Here is a 13547-nt window from a genome sequence, read left to right as displayed (position 1 = left end):
GACGTCCGAACGAATCAACTGCAGATGCAAGGACCCAGCAAAAGTCTGAATCTGCGGTCGGGCCCGTTGTAAGCGCTTTCGGTCGCGGCTAGGACCCCGATTTCATCACTTCTTCCCACTGTTGCGCGATGCGCTTGTACGAAATCGGCATGGCGGTGCGCAAACTCTGTGCGAACAGCGAAACGCGCAACTCTTCGAGCATCCACCGGAATTGCACAAACGCGTCGCGGCGTGGACCGTCTTGTGCGAGCACGTGCAGGTTCCCCGTAAAGAGTTGCCACCACGGCTTCAATTCCGCGAGCAGCTTTTCATCGCGTGTGATCCCGCCCCCGGGAAGACGTTCGAGACGTAACCGGGACGCTGTCAAATAGCGTGCGGTGTGAGGGAGCCACTCGCGCGGCGTGCTCAACAAAAAGCCGGGCTCGACGAGGCGCGGCGCGTGGTCGAGTTCATCCGCAAGCACGTTTGCAAAAGTGGGACTCTTTGTCGTTGACAACTTGGCGGCGAGCAATTGGTGGGCTTCGACGATCTCGCCGACCACTTTGCGGACGGCGCTCCCCGCGTTCCAGAGCTTCGGCTCGGCGCGGGCAACCGATCGGTCGAACGAGACCTCGTCGCGGACGTCTTCGTATCCGCTCTCGAAGAGCGTCTGATCTGCCGCGAGCAGCATCAGATCGTTCAGGAACTCCTCCCACTTCGCAAGCGGAGCCGACATCAATCGCAATCGTTCAAGATCCGGAATGCCGCGGCGGAGACGGCCGAATTCGTGAGAGGCGGTGAGGATGTACAGGCGGCACAGCCCGGCGCGGTGCAATTGCGCCGCGCGGGCGGGAGAGTCGGCCAGACGCAAGCCGCACGAAGTCGTGAGATCGACGAGCGCCGGATACGCCGTGATGTTGATGCCGGCGCGATCGATCTGAACCACCGCAGGAAGTTCTCCAAAGTCCCAGCTGCGTATCCCGTCGCGACTGAACCGATCGCCGCCTCCCTTGGGGAGTCTTCGCGTTCCCACCGGTGCAAACTTGGATTTGAGTGCCGCGAGATCGCGGCTCTGCGCGAGTTCTTTTCCCGAGTCGTCGATCACGCGGTAGTTGAACCGCAGATGGGCGGGAATCGCATCAAGCCGCCATGCGCTTCGGGCGATGTCGCCGCTCAGTCCCTTGGTGTACAGGCGCACTTCGCCGCCGAGTGTGTCGAGCAGCGACCCTTGTCCGAATGTCAGGCGCTCTGCGAGCGATTCTGCGAACGAGGGGATGTTCACGATGTGATGCCGATACGCCTTGGGCAACGAACGCAGCAACTCGGCAACGAGTTCCTTCAGCAAACCGGGCACGAGCCACAACGAGCGATCCTCATCGATCTGATGGAGCGCTTCCAGCGGAACATCGACAGTGATCCCGTCGCGCGCAGCACCAGGATCCATCGTGTACTTGAGGGGAAGGCGGCTGCCGAAAACAGGCATTTCGGAGGGGTATTGCCGCGGATCCGCCTCGATGTCTGACGCGATCACGTCTTTGCGCGAGAGATAGAGCAGACGCGGCTCGCGCCGATCCATCTCTTTTCGCCACGCCTCGAAAAGATGCGTGGTGCAGACGGTTGAGGGCAGCCGTTTGTCGTAGAAATCGAAGACCGCGCGATCTCCCGCAAGAAGATCGCGCCGGCGCATCTTCGCCTCGAGTTCCCGGATTTCCTCGATGAGCGCGAGGTTGTGGGCAAGAAAGGGCGCCATTGTGTCCATGTCGCCCTGCACGAGAGCGTTTTCAATGAAGATCTCGCGGCTGGTCTTGGGGTCGATGGGTCCGAAATGAACCGGTCGCTTCGCGACGATCTCGAGCCCGTGCAGGAGCACCCGTTCGTTCGCGATGACCCGGCCGGACTCGCGCTTCCACCGTGGTTCGTTGTATGTCCGTTTGACGAGGTGAGCCCCGAATTGCTCTATCCACGCCGGATCGATTTTCGCGGCGCACCGCGCGTAGAGCTTGGTTGTCCGGACGAGCTCGGCCGCCATGATCCATTGGGGCTTGGATAGGGAAAGTGCCGATCCGGGATGGAGAAAGAACTTGATGTTGCGGCATCCGGTGTACTCCGCGTTGTCGCCTTTTGTCCCGACGCTCGTGAGCAGCCCGGCGAGCACGGCGCGGTGCACCTGATCTCCGGAGGCGGGGGACTTCGAGAACCGCAGTTTCAATTCTGAGGCGAGCGAGCGGAGCTGCCGATAGATCTCGCTCCACTCACGCAGTCGAAGGAACGACAGGAAGCTCTGGCGGCACGCGGTGCGCAGGCGGCTGCTGGTCAGCTTGTCGTTCAATTCGTGATAATGCTTCCAGAGATTCAGCAGCGATTTGAAATCGGAAGAGGCGTCCTTGAAGCGGGCGTGCATCTGGTCGGCCTGCTCGCGCTTGTCGAGCGGACGTTCTCGTGGATCCTGAATCGAAAGCGCCGAGGCGATGACGAGCGCTTCGTGCACACAGTCCTCATGATCCGCCGCGAGAATCATGCGGCCCAGGCGTGGATCGATCGGGAGCTTCGCGAGTTTGCGCCCGATTTCGGTGAGGTCGCCGCTAGAGTCGAAAGCTCCGAGCTCGTGCAGCGTTTCGACGCCGTCGCGGATGGCGCGATTGTCCGGGGGCTCGACGAATGGAAAGTCTTCGGGCGCGCCGAGCCGCAGCGCCTTCATCTGCAGGAGAACGCTCGCGAGATTCGTGCGCAGGATTTCCGGCTCGGTGAACTGGTCTCTCTTGAGAAGATCCTGTTCTTCGTACAGTCGGAAACAAACTCCCGGTCCGACGCGTCCGCAGCGCCCTGCGCGTTGACTCGCGGATGCCTGCGAAATCGGTTCGATCGGGAGGCGCTGCACCCGCGTGCGCGTGGAATACCGGCTAACACGTGCGAGGCCCGGGTCGATGACGTACCGGATTCCGGGAACGGTGATCGAGGTCTCGGCGACGTTTGTTGCGAGTACGACTCGGCGGCGAGCATTTCCTGAGCGAAAGACCCTCATCTGCTCGTCGGTGGAGAGTCGCGCATACAGCGGGAGGATCTCCGTATCGTGCGGCAACGTGCGGCGCAAGGTATCGGCGACGTCGCGGATCTCGCGCTCTCCGGGAAGAAAAACGAGAATATCGCCGGGGCCGGTCGCGACCGCCTCCTTTGCCGCGGCGACGATGGCTTCTTCCTCCGTCAGGTCGAGATCCGGCCCGTCTTCGTCGCCCGATGGAGCGGACAGCGGCCGGTATCGGACTACGACCGGGTAGGTGCGCCCGGAGACCTCGATGATTTCGGCTGGCTTGCCTCCGGTGGAAAAATGCTTCGCGAAGCGCTCCGGGTCGATCGTGGCCGACGTGATGATGACCTTGAGATCGGGCCGTTGCGGGATCAGGCGCTTGATGTATCCGAGCAAGAAGTCGATGTTCAGAGAGCGCTCGTGCGCCTCATCGATGATGAGCGTGTCGTACTGATCGAGCAGGCGATCGTGCTGTGTCTCGGCGAGCAGTATGCCGTCGGTCATGAGCTTGATGTAGGTGTCCGGTGATGTCGCATCGGCGAACCGCATCTTGAAGCCGACGGCGCCGCCCGTTTTCACACCCAATTCCTCCGCGATGCGTGCAGCGACCGATCGAGCGGCAACGCGCCGGGGCTGGGTGTGTCCGATGAGTCCGCGAGTGCCGCGCCCCAATTCCAGGCAGATCTTTGGAATCTGCGTGGTCTTTCCGGACCCCGTTTCGCCGCACAGGACAAGCACCTGGTTCCGCCGGATGGCCTCGAGGATTTCCGCGCGGCGTTGCACAACAGGGAGCGAATCGTCGAACGTCGGAACCGGCTTTCGAGCGACCCGGGCCTCGTACTTTGCGACGGCTCGCTCGATTTCATCCTGGAGCACCGGCAGCCTCGGATCGCTCCGGTCGCGGATCGAATTCAATCGCGAAAGCAAATGGTTCCGATCGACATTGATACAATCATCAACGCGACGGCGCAGCCCTTCATAAGTTGGAAGCGAATCGTCGGTGCGTACCGAGTTGTCGTTGAGCGCGTTCTCGCCGGGCACACACAAGTCTATTTCTGTTCGATCGTGCCGAGATCGACCACGACGCCGTTTGGCTGGTAGTAGTCCACGTCGAGCTCGTCCGTGCCCAGGCTGGTGAAGACGAGGCAGTTGCGCCCGCACCGCGCCGCGTACTCGAGGTCTCCGGCCGAAGGGCCCGCGACTTCACTGTTTCGGGCGCGATGCACGTGGAAATGGAAGTGGGCGAGCGCCCGGTCGCTTGAGAGAATCATTTCCTCCGGGGCCACGAACTCGGTGTCGTTCGGTCGCTGGCCCGGGCGCGGCGGAAACAGCCACGCCACGATCTTGCCCGGGTTTTCGATCACGGCCCGCCCGTCGCCGACATTCTGCGTGGTCAGGATCAGTCCACCGTACTCGGTGGTGCGATCCTCGCGATCGAGTCCGACGTAGACGAAGATTCTCTCGATGAAGTCTTTCTGACGGACCGCTCTGTCCAGGATCGCGATCGAGAGCAAATCGCCCCACGACAAGCCGTTCTCCCAGACTTCCACTTGTTCCTTCGCAGCTTTCACAAGCCCCTGCGCCTCGTTCGAACGCTGCACCGTCTTGCGACCGCCGATCGCGGTTTTCATGTCGGAAAGCAGTCCGGCCCGGTCCTTTGCAAAGAGATCGGGGTGGTACACAGAAGCAACGCGAACGGATTCGAGGTGGCGCATCTGCAAACCGTCGAGTTTCTCCGGCGGCATCGTCGCGACGATCCCTTGCACCTCGGTCCACCATGCGGAGTCGCGAGCGTTCTTCGGATCGGCGAGCCTCTCCAGCCAGCGCAGTTCTTCGCCGCTGATCGGGATTACCTTGAGTTGCGTCACTCCGCGTCGAAGCAATTGAACGATCGAGTCGTCGTCTGAAGCGAGCGACGGATCTTCGAGCAGCCGCTTGCGATACGCGCCGGAAGTGTCGAGCTTTCCGAGTACGTCGTACGCATCGGCGCGGGTGCGCTCGCGGAATTCAGCGGGTGAATCGGGATCCTCGTCCGGCGGATTGAGAAAAATCGCGAAAACCGTCTCGACCAATGGCGTTCCACCGCTGAGTTGAATCAGCGCGATCCGCTCCGCACGATCCTGATCTTTCACCAGCGGCACACGTCTGGAATAACTTCGGATCAGAGCGGGAACGCAGTCCGTCCAGCCCTTGGCCGCGGCGGTCTGGCAGAGAATCAATTCCATTTCTCGACTGGGTTCGCGCGGGATCATCAGCCGCGTCTGACGCCGGATGTCTTCGATCGATTCCGGGTCCGAATCCTCGGCGAGACAGCGGTAAAGCTGAACGCGCAGCGATGGCGCGAGGGACGCCGACCAGATCATTTCCTTGAACGTCGCCCGAACCGCTGCTTTATCTTCCGGAGATCGCTGAGCTTGCTTCCAAGCAGCGTCTGCGGCGATCTCGCGTTCGCGCAGCGGTCGCTGCGGATTTCTCAGCACAGTGAGAGGCTCGTGCTCAAGCTGTTTTTGAGCGTTGGATGCGCAGCCGCAGATCGCGAGACCGAGCGACAACAAAATGCAGGCGACCGGAAGCCGCCAAGCCAGAATCTTCATGGGCGGGAGTCTACGAAGTGCTGGTGCGAACGTCCCCCCGCCTCGAAAGTTCGCACCTAGAATGAGAAAGTGAACAGCGGGGCCGCCGAAATCTCGGATCCGATCAAAGAGCGCGTCGCGAAGGTCATCAGTCTTATCAGACCCGCCGTGCAGTCCGACGGTGGAGACGTTGAACTTGTCGGGATCACGCCGGACGGCACGGTCGAGGTACGCCTCCATGGTGCGTGCGTGGGATGCCCTTCGAGCCGCCTGACCCTGCAATTGGGTATCGAGCGGAATCTGAAGGCACACGTTCCCGAGGTCCATGGTGTGCGGGCGGTGGTCTAGCGACAGGATATTCGCTCCCAAGTCATTGAATCGGCATTGTTTACACGAGCCAGAGGTGCGGAATCCATCGGATTCTCCTTCCAAAACACCGGCTCGATGTGGTATACCATCTCCTCGGTGGTTAAGGCCTGTGGTGAAGGCCGTTTCGACATACGGGATCGGGTTCCCGTGAAAAGGACTTTGCCCGAGCCGGGGGCACGAGCCAGGGAGTGGTCTCATGTTGGTCATTACGCGTCGCGAAGGAGAAGAAATCGTCATCGGCGATCCGCGCAATCCAATCGGCGTGGTCCGGATCGCTTCGATCAAGGGGGAGCGCGTGCGCGTCGCCTTCGATTTTCCGCGACATGTCGAGATCCATCGCCGCGAAATCGCGGATCAGATCGCGACGCAGGAACCGGCGGTGGTGGGGACTATTCGGCCGGCGTCGCCCGCCTGAGTTCGAGAGCCAGCAACGTTATTTTCTCTGCTTCGCGGGCTGTCCGCAGCCGCGCAGCGATGTAACTTCGATCTCGATTCGCATTCGCGAATCCGCCAGCCCGGCTTGAAACATCGTTGCCGCCGGTCGTGATTCACCGAAATGCTTTCGAAGAATCGGCCACACTCGCGGAAACTCCGAAGCGTCCGGCAGAATGTAGTGAACGCGCACGACCTCGGAGATCGTCGCTCCGGCTTTGTTGAGAGCCGCGGAAATGTTCAACAGGCAATGCTCGGCCTGCTGCTCGATTTGGGAAGCGATCGACATTGTCGAATAGTCGAAACCCGTTGTTCCCGAGACGAAAACCTGATCGCCGACGGCGACGGCGCGTGAATATCCGATTTCGGATTCAAAGATGGAACCTGAGGAAAACAGGATCTTCCGAGTCTCTGGCTGTGAGGCCACGCCTCACTCCGGTTTGCCGCCCGACATGTCGTAGACCCAGGTCTCACTCGCGCGATTCCAGTTGAGCACCTCGCCGGGCTGGAAGAACAGTTTCAGCTCGCGCTCCGCGGCTTCCGGGCTGTCGGAACCGTGGATGAGGTTGAACGAATTGCTCACGCCGAAATCGCCCCGGATCGTGCCCGGATTGGCCTTGCTTCCAAAGGTAGCGCCCATCATGTTTCGGGCAATTCCGATGGCGCCGTTGCCGCGAACTGCGAGAACGACGACGGGCGAGCTGGTCATGAAGCGAACCAGCCCTGCGTAGAAGGGTTTGGATTGGTGCGCTTCGTAGTGGGTCGCCGCGAGCTGCTGGCTGATCTGCATGAGTTTCATGCCGACGACTTGGAGGCCCTTTTCTTCAAATCGGCTGATGATTCTGCCGCAAAGACCCCGTTGGACGGCGTCGGGCTTCAGGATAATGAGCGTGGTTTCCATGGCTGGCTCCGGGAAAATTGGGGGCAATACTAGCCCGGACGTCCGAAGACCAAGCGCTGGGAAATCGCGCTGGCACTCACAATGAGGTTGTGGCACCGGTCAAACTAGGCCTGATCTGCCGTTCCGCGTTCGATGGCGATCTTGCGTGCATCAGCGAGAGCTCTCAGGAAGACTCCGACAGCCGCCGGATCAGCAATTCGCCTGTTTGCCACGGTTTCTCCGGATCCGACCTTGATCCCGATGTCTTGGGCTCGCAGCACCGCGAAAGCAGACTCGTCGGTGGTGTCATCGCCGAGAAAAACCGTGCGTGACGCGCCCACATGGGACGTCAGCCACTCCAAGCAACGTCCTTTGTTGGCCTCCAGCGCAAGAAACTCAACCACCTCGATCCCTCGTAGCCTGGTGGCGTTCGGAAACTGCTCTCCGAGTTTCTGAATCTCCATCAGCAGGCGCGGCAATACCACTCGGTCAACGCTGCGATAGTGGAAAGCGACTCCGAACGGCTTTTCCTCGACCAGTGAGCCTGCAAATCTCGCCGCGAGACTGTGGCTGCCCTGGGTGAGCGAAACGAGGGTTGATTTCTGTTCTGGCGTCATCGCGGTGAGGCGCCAAGAACCCTCACCGCCGTGGCTTCCGAACAGCTTGAGATCCTTCTCATCGGGCAAATGGAGGGAAAGATCGGAGAGCGCCCTTCCGCTGATGACGGCGGTAAAGGTGCGAGGCAGCTCGCCCAGCTCGCGCAATGAGTCGAGCGCCTCGAGATTCGGACGCACGGCGTCGGGTCTCGGCGCCAGCTCGGCCAAAGTTCCGTCAAAGTCGCTGGCGACAAGCAGGACCGGCGCCGAAGCCAGCATCTCGATGTCGCGTGTGGCGTCGTTCATCCGGCGAGCGCCCTGAGGAATTCATCGGCCCATTCGAAGACGTCGTGACGGCGAACGACCGTGCGAAGAACAGCCATGCGATGGCGGGCGTCGCTCTTGGGCATCGCCAATGCGGTCTCGAACGCGTCCGCCATTCCCTCGATGTTCCTCGGGTTCACTATGGTCGCCTGGCGCAACTCGCGAGCGGCCCCCGCGAATTCGCTGAGCACGAGCACGCCCGAATAGTCCGTGCGCGTCGCGACGAACTCCTTCGCCACGAGATTCATGCCGTCGCGCAGGGGAGTGACGACCATGACGTCCGCCGCGCGGTAGTACGACGCGAGTTGCTCGCGCGTGAATCCGCGACGGAAATAATGAACCGCAACTTTCCCCGGCTCGCTGAACTCGCCGTTGATTCGGCCCACGAGCTGCTCGATTCGAACGCGCATCTGCGCGTACTCGTGCACCGGTTCTCGGCTGGGCGAAGCGATCTGGATAAACACGCATTCATGCACGCGGGCACGCTTGCGCTTCAGCATCGCTTCGTACGCCAGCAATCGGAGATCGATGCCCTTTGTGTAGTCCAGTCGGTCGACGCTCAGCAAGATCTTTCGGCCCGCGCCCACCTTTCGGCGAAGCTGCGTCGCCTCACGGATTGCTTCCGGTGTCGAAGCGGCCTCGGCGAACCAGTTGAAATCGATCGAGATTGGAAATGAAGCGACCTTGATCTTGCGGCGCTGAAAGATGAGTTCCGAGTCGGTTCCTTCGGCCGGGCAATACTCGCGGGCTGCGCGTGAAAAATTCCGTGCCGCGGCCTGAGTTTGAAAACCGACGACGTCGGCGCCGAGCAGACCCTCCAGGATTCTCTCTCGCCAGGGGAGCCAGGCAAAGAGCTCTTCGGGCGGAAACGGGACGTGCAGAAAGAAGCCGATTCTCAGGTCCGGACGCATCGCGCGAAGCATGGCTGGGACCAGCTGAAGGTGATAATCATGCACCCAGACCAGGCCGTTACGTGCCGCGACAGATGCCGCGGCCTTGGCAAACCGGTGGTTCACCACGACATACGGACGCCACCAACTGTGATCGAATTCCGGCGTTCGGATCGCGTCGTGATAGAGCGGCCAGAGCGTTCGATTCGAAAGCTGGTTGTAGAACCCTTCGATTTCCGCCTCGGAAATCTGGACGGGCTGGATTCGGAAGTTCTCATATTTGAATGAGCGCGTGGAGGCACGCGCCGAACCCGACCAGCCCACCCACGCGCCGCCGCGCGCCTTCAGCGCAGGAACAAGCGCCGTCACCAGTCCGCCGGCATTCTCAACAAACCGATCTCCCGATCGATGAACGGGAAGGCGATTGGCCACAATGACAATCGGTCGGGGTTTGGGCAACGAGTTCCTCCGTTGATTCTCCGCCGGCGCGATGTGCCGCGACCGACATCTATGTATATCCGCAAATCAGGCCGAGGTCGCGTCATGCGCCGCGTGTTTGTGCGATCGAGATGAAATTCGATTCACGGTTCGTTGTCACAATGGCTCGTACATGATGCGATCGAGTCGCGGCCGATGCCGCTTCTACGGCAATCAGCTCAGTGGATCGTCGTTCTGGTGGAGCGGGGAAAGAGCCGCGGCACGCGAGCCAGCCGCGCTGAAAGGATGTGCTTGCCGATTGTCCGCGTGATCATCGTGAATTACAACTGCGCCAGGTTGGCGATGGACTGCGCCCGCAGCGTCCTGAAATGCTCTTCGAACGGCGGTGCGATTGCGGTGACAATCGTCGAAAACGGGTCGACGGACGACTCGCGAGAAGTTCTGAACGTGCTCCTGGGACCGCCGTGCAGAAGCGGCGACATCCGCTGGATCGATGCTCAAGAGAACAGGGGTTTCGGCGCCGGCTGCAACGCGGGATTCGCCGATGCGCTGAACGGAGGGCAGGCCCCGGATTTCTGGTGGCTCATCAATCCCGACGCCCACGCCGTCCCCGGCTGTCTCGACTCCCTTCTGAGCGTCATGAACAAGAACCCCGCGGCGGGGATAGTCGGCGGAGGCTTGATCGACTGGTCCGGGCGAGCAATGGCCGCCTGCGGCCAAGATCCGACGGCTCTCGTCGAACTCGTCGTCACCTCGCAAGTGCCGTCGCTCATGGACCGGTATTCGCGCGGGATTCCCGAACAACAGTGTTCCGCGGATTGGGTTTGCGGCGCCAACATGCTGTTGCGAGCTCGGGCGCTCGAGCAGGTGATTGGATTCGACGAAGGGTTTTTTCTTTATTACGAGGATTTGGATCTTTGTCGCCGGGTGCGCAATACCGGTTGGAGAGTCATCCATGAGCCGGCGGCGCGTGTCGTTCATTCCGTCGGCAAGTCGACTCAGATTCCGCTCATCGGCCGGTGGCCCGGCTACTTCTTTGAATCGCGGTGCCGCTATTTTCTGAAACACTCGGGAAAATGGGGGTTGGTAAAGGCCGACGTTGCTTGGACACTCGGCTGGCTTGTCCGCCGAATTCGTCGTTGGTGGGATTTGGGACGGACGATTGCTCAGTTTCCAAAGCGATTCGCGTCGGATTTGCTGCTGACCGATCTGAAATCGCTCGCCCGACAATGCCCTCCGCCTACTTCCGGCATCTTGCCAAAAGCGCGGGAGAGGAGGCAATTCGCGAGAAATATCCGGCAGACTGTGAACCGACCGACATCGCCTTGAATCGCTCCTTGAGAGAAGAAGCCGAGACCTTCCTACGTCCACCCAGCCCGCAAGGGCGACGGTGGGCCGCAGGCGAGGCGAGCAGCGAATCGCGAAGCCTCACTCCAAACGAGAAACGGATCACTCGTGTGTTGTTCACCCTTCACATGCCACCGGCCGGCCGACGCACAAGCGCTTGACCTGCGGCCGCCTGGACTCAGCAACGTGCACGATCCTGATTGCGAACGTGATCAACCGGATCAGCCGAAGCGACGGCGGGACCGCTGAGTAGTGGGTCGCCGGCGAATTCGCCTTCGTCAGAGATTTGCTACATTCAACGCACATGGAACGCCCCGCACCCCGCTCAGATAGAACCCTTCTCGGACATCCGGTCGGCCTATTCCTGCTGTTCCTGGTTGAGATGTGGGAACGGTTCAGTTACTACGGCATGCGCGGCCTGCTCGTGCTGTATCTGGTTTGCCCGACTACGGGAATGACCGAGCCGCCCCCGGGACGACCGGACGGGTACAACCCGGGGCGCGGGTGGAGCGCGTCAGATGCCTCGACCTTGTATGGCCTTTACACCGGTTTGGCTTACTTGTTTCCGGTGTTCGGCGGGATGATCGCGGACAAATTGATCGGAACCCATCGATCGATGGTGGTCGGCGGAATCCTAATCGCCGCGGGCCACATCGCGCTCGGGGCTTCCGGATTGGGCGAATTGGACCGTTCGGCAACCGGAATGTCGGTGTTCATCTTCGGAATGGCGATCATCGTCTTCGGGACCGGGCACTTCAAACCGTCGGTATCGGTCATGGTCGGACAGCTGTACCAGCCCGGTGATCCGCGTAGAGACGGTGCTTTCTCGATCTTCTACATGGGCATCAATCTCGGCGCCTTCCTTTGCAATATTGTCTGCGGAATCCTCGCTTATCGATATGGCTGGCACTGGGGATTCGGCGCGGCGGCAGTCGGGATGATCGCGGGGCTGCTTCTCTACCTGTGGGGGCGCCCGCGATATCTTGGCTCCATCGGAGAGGCGCCCGCGGGGGCCTGGCGGAATTGGTCTGGTATGTTCCTGGTCGCGGGTGTGCTGCTCGCGGGCCTTGCCGGAGTACTTTTCCACGCCGGGGTGTTCGGAACGATTCGACGGATGATCGGCGATTTCACCTCGTCGCAGCCAACCGTGGCTTCAGCAATTGCCGTTGGTCTGTTCGTTGCGACCGTGGTGGCGGCGGCGTGGTTCAGTCGAAGCATGCCTCGTGGCGATCGTGGTCCGGTCGCCACAATCTTCATTTTCATGTTCTTCAACGCGTTTTTCTGGCTTGCGTTCGAGCAGGCGGGCTCATCGATCAATCTCTTTACCGAGCAGTACACCCAGCGCCAACTGGATATCTTCGGGTGGAAACCGACCATCGATACGCCGCTGTTTCAGTCGGTCAACGCTTTCTTTGTCATTACGCTGGCGCCGATCTTCGGAATGATCTGGGTCGGGCTTGGGCGACGAGGACTCAATCCGTCTCAGCCGATCAAGATCGCGCTCGGCCTGATATTCCTTGGAGCGGGCTTTGCGTTCATGGTCTGGGGCGCGGTCATTGCGAAGGCCGGGGTGCCGGGCGCCGAGACCGTCGTGAAGGCTTCAATGCTCTTCATCCTTCTGACGTATTTCCTTCACACGGTGGGAGAACTCTGTCTTTCGCCGACTGGCCTCTCCTATGTGACCAAGGCCGCCCCGGTGCGGTTCGTTTCTCTGCTCATGGGCATCTGGTTTGTTTCTTCATTTATCGCCAACTTGGGCGGCGGCCTGATCGCGGCCCAGGTCGAGCGCGTAGAAAAGGGAGAAATCCGTTTGCCGTGGAACTTTGGCGGCCAAGCAGATTTCTTCATGCTCTTCGTCGTCTCCAGTATCGGCGCCGGCGTGCTGATTCTGATTCTTACGCCACTCCTCAAGAAACTTATGAGGCCGAACGTGGATTGATCGCTCTCGGCAGGAAAGTTCGCTTCTCGCCAGAAGCGAATTGGACAAGCCGGCCTTGGAACGGCGCGCCATTCGTCGTATCGCTGAAATAGAGGAATAACGGCTCATGCCCAAACTGTTGATCGAGTTTGTCGGAACTTTCTTTCTTGTGCTTCTGATCGCGATTGCTGTGAACCTGGACAATCCGGTCGCCCCGCTCTTCATCGGAATCGGTTTGGCCTCGCTCGTGTACATGGGCGGCTGGGTCTCCGGCGCACACTACAACCCGGCCGTGAGCGTTGCGCTGATGATCCGGGGCTCACTATCCGCGGTGCAGCTCGTTCCATACGTTCTTTCACAAATCGCCGGCGGGACCCTCGGAGCACTGATTGGCGCGCGGATCTTCCAGAAGCACTTTCTTCCTGCCCCGGGTGCCGGAGTGACTCTCCCCGTCGCGCTCGCGGCAGAAGCACTTTTCACGTTTCTGCTTGCGCTCGTGGTCATCAACGTCGCAACAGTGAAGAAGGTGCAGGGCAATTCCTATTACGGGATCGCGATCGGGATGACCGTTGCTGCCGGGGCGTATGTCGCCGGGCCGATATGCGGCGGGGCGTTCAATCCCGCGGTTGCGCTTGGGGGTTGCGCGAGTTCCGAGATCTTTCCGATTCACATCGTGTACTACATCCTGACACAGATCGGCGGCGCGGCGGCGGCAGCATTGGTCTTTCGATTGGTGCAAAAAGAAGACTTGAAGTAGTCCTTTTGCGTGTCGGAGT

At 60.6% G+C, this 13547-nt stretch carries 11 protein-coding genes; 5 read left to right on the top strand and 6 right to left on the bottom strand.

Annotated features, from left to right (window positions below):
• Nucleotides 1–88: 88 nt before the first annotated feature.
• Together hrpA and KF691_08765 are read right to left on the bottom strand one after the other, a co-directional pair.
• Entirely contained in the window at nt 89–4045 is a 3957-nt protein-coding gene (hrpA, locus tag KF691_08770; protein MBX3389533.1) for an ATP-dependent RNA helicase HrpA, read from the bottom strand.
• An 8-nt stretch (nt 4046–4053) separates the two neighbouring features.
• On the bottom strand, nt 4054–5598 hold the full coding sequence (locus KF691_08765; GenBank protein ID MBX3389532.1) for a hypothetical protein: 1545 nt from the start codon (nt 5596–5598) through the stop codon (nt 4054–4056).
• A gap of 90 nt (nt 5599–5688) precedes the next feature.
• On the opposite strand from KF691_08765, the gene KF691_08760 reads away from it, so the two are divergent.
• Together KF691_08760 and KF691_08755 are read left to right on the top strand one after the other, a co-directional pair.
• Nucleotides 5689–5925 carry a NifU family protein gene (locus KF691_08760; GenBank protein ID MBX3389531.1) on the top strand — a complete coding sequence of 79 codons (237 nt, stop codon included), beginning with the start codon at nt 5689–5691 and terminating at the stop codon, nt 5923–5925.
• Nucleotides 5926–6142: 217 nt separating this feature from the next.
• Nucleotides 6143–6361 (top strand): carbon storage regulator, encoded by a 219-nt coding sequence (locus KF691_08755; GenBank protein MBX3389530.1) that lies wholly within the window; start codon nt 6143–6145, stop codon nt 6359–6361.
• 18 nt (nt 6362–6379) lie between these two features.
• Here the strand turns inward: KF691_08755 and KF691_08750 are convergent, their stop codons facing one another.
• The 4 genes from KF691_08750 to KF691_08735 all read right to left on the bottom strand — a co-directional run bounded on the left by KF691_08750 (nt 6380) and on the right by KF691_08735 (nt 9527).
• On the bottom strand, nt 6380–6805 hold the full coding sequence (locus tag KF691_08750) for a RidA family protein (GenBank protein MBX3389529.1): 426 nt from the start codon (nt 6803–6805) through the stop codon (nt 6380–6382).
• Nucleotides 6806–6808: 3 nt separating this feature from the next.
• The gene (gene ndk / locus KF691_08745; GenBank protein MBX3389528.1) at nt 6809–7279 is read right to left on the bottom strand and encodes a nucleoside-diphosphate kinase; all 471 of its coding nucleotides are present in this window, start codon (nt 7277–7279) and stop codon (nt 6809–6811) included.
• 104 nt (nt 7280–7383) lie between these two features.
• Nucleotides 7384–8160, bottom strand: coding sequence for a trehalose-phosphatase (gene otsB / locus KF691_08740; protein MBX3389527.1), 777 nt, complete (start codon nt 8158–8160; stop codon nt 7384–7386).
• Nucleotides 8157–9527, bottom strand: coding sequence for a trehalose-6-phosphate synthase (locus KF691_08735; GenBank protein MBX3389526.1), 1371 nt, complete (start codon nt 9525–9527; stop codon nt 8157–8159). The genes otsB and KF691_08735 overlap by 4 nt, the downstream gene beginning before the upstream one ends.
• 174 nt (nt 9528–9701) lie before the next feature.
• On the opposite strand from KF691_08735, the gene KF691_08730 reads away from it, so the two are divergent.
• The 3 genes from KF691_08730 (at nt 9702) to KF691_08720 (ending at nt 13528) form a co-directional block, all read left to right on the top strand.
• Complete coding sequence (locus tag KF691_08730) at nt 9702–10835, top strand: glycosyltransferase family 2 protein (GenBank protein MBX3389525.1); 1134 nt, start codon at nt 9702–9704, stop codon at nt 10833–10835.
• A 322-nt stretch (nt 10836–11157) separates the two neighbouring features.
• On the top strand, nt 11158–12792 hold the full coding sequence (locus KF691_08725) for a peptide MFS transporter (GenBank protein ID MBX3389524.1): 1635 nt from the start codon (nt 11158–11160) through the stop codon (nt 12790–12792).
• A 106-nt stretch (nt 12793–12898) separates the two neighbouring features.
• Nucleotides 12899–13528 (top strand): aquaporin, encoded by a 630-nt coding sequence (locus KF691_08720; protein ID MBX3389523.1) that lies wholly within the window; start codon nt 12899–12901, stop codon nt 13526–13528.
• The last annotated feature ends 19 nt before the right edge of the window (nt 13529–13547 follow it).

The sequence above is a fragment of the Phycisphaeraceae bacterium genome (assembly GCA_019636555.1).
Classification (GTDB): Bacteria; Planctomycetota; Phycisphaerae; order Phycisphaerales; family UBA1924; genus JAFEBO01.
Note: the sequence above shows the minus strand (reverse complement) of the source record. Positions and strands in the feature narration are given on the sequence as shown.

What these genes read in the sequence shown, in the direction of transcription:
- otsB (MBX3389527.1), bottom strand. Translation starts at nt 8,160, where the DNA reads ATGAACGACGCCACACGCGACATCGAGATGCTGGCTTCGGCGCCGGTC.
- KF691_08720 (MBX3389523.1), top strand. Translation starts at nt 12,899, where the DNA reads ATGCCCAAACTGTTGATCGAGTTTGTCGGAACTTTCTTTCTTGTGCTT.
- KF691_08725 (MBX3389524.1), top strand. Translation starts at nt 11,158, where the DNA reads ATGGAACGCCCCGCACCCCGCTCAGATAGAACCCTTCTCGGACATCCG.
- KF691_08730 (MBX3389525.1), top strand. Translation starts at nt 9,702, where the DNA reads ATGCCGCTTCTACGGCAATCAGCTCAGTGGATCGTCGTTCTGGTGGAG.
- KF691_08765 (MBX3389532.1), bottom strand. Translation starts at nt 5,598, where the DNA reads ATGAAGATTCTGGCTTGGCGGCTTCCGGTCGCCTGCATTTTGTTGTCG.
- KF691_08755 (MBX3389530.1), top strand. Translation starts at nt 6,143, where the DNA reads ATGTTGGTCATTACGCGTCGCGAAGGAGAAGAAATCGTCATCGGCGAT.
- ndk (MBX3389528.1), bottom strand. Translation starts at nt 7,279, where the DNA reads ATGGAAACCACGCTCATTATCCTGAAGCCCGACGCCGTCCAACGGGGT.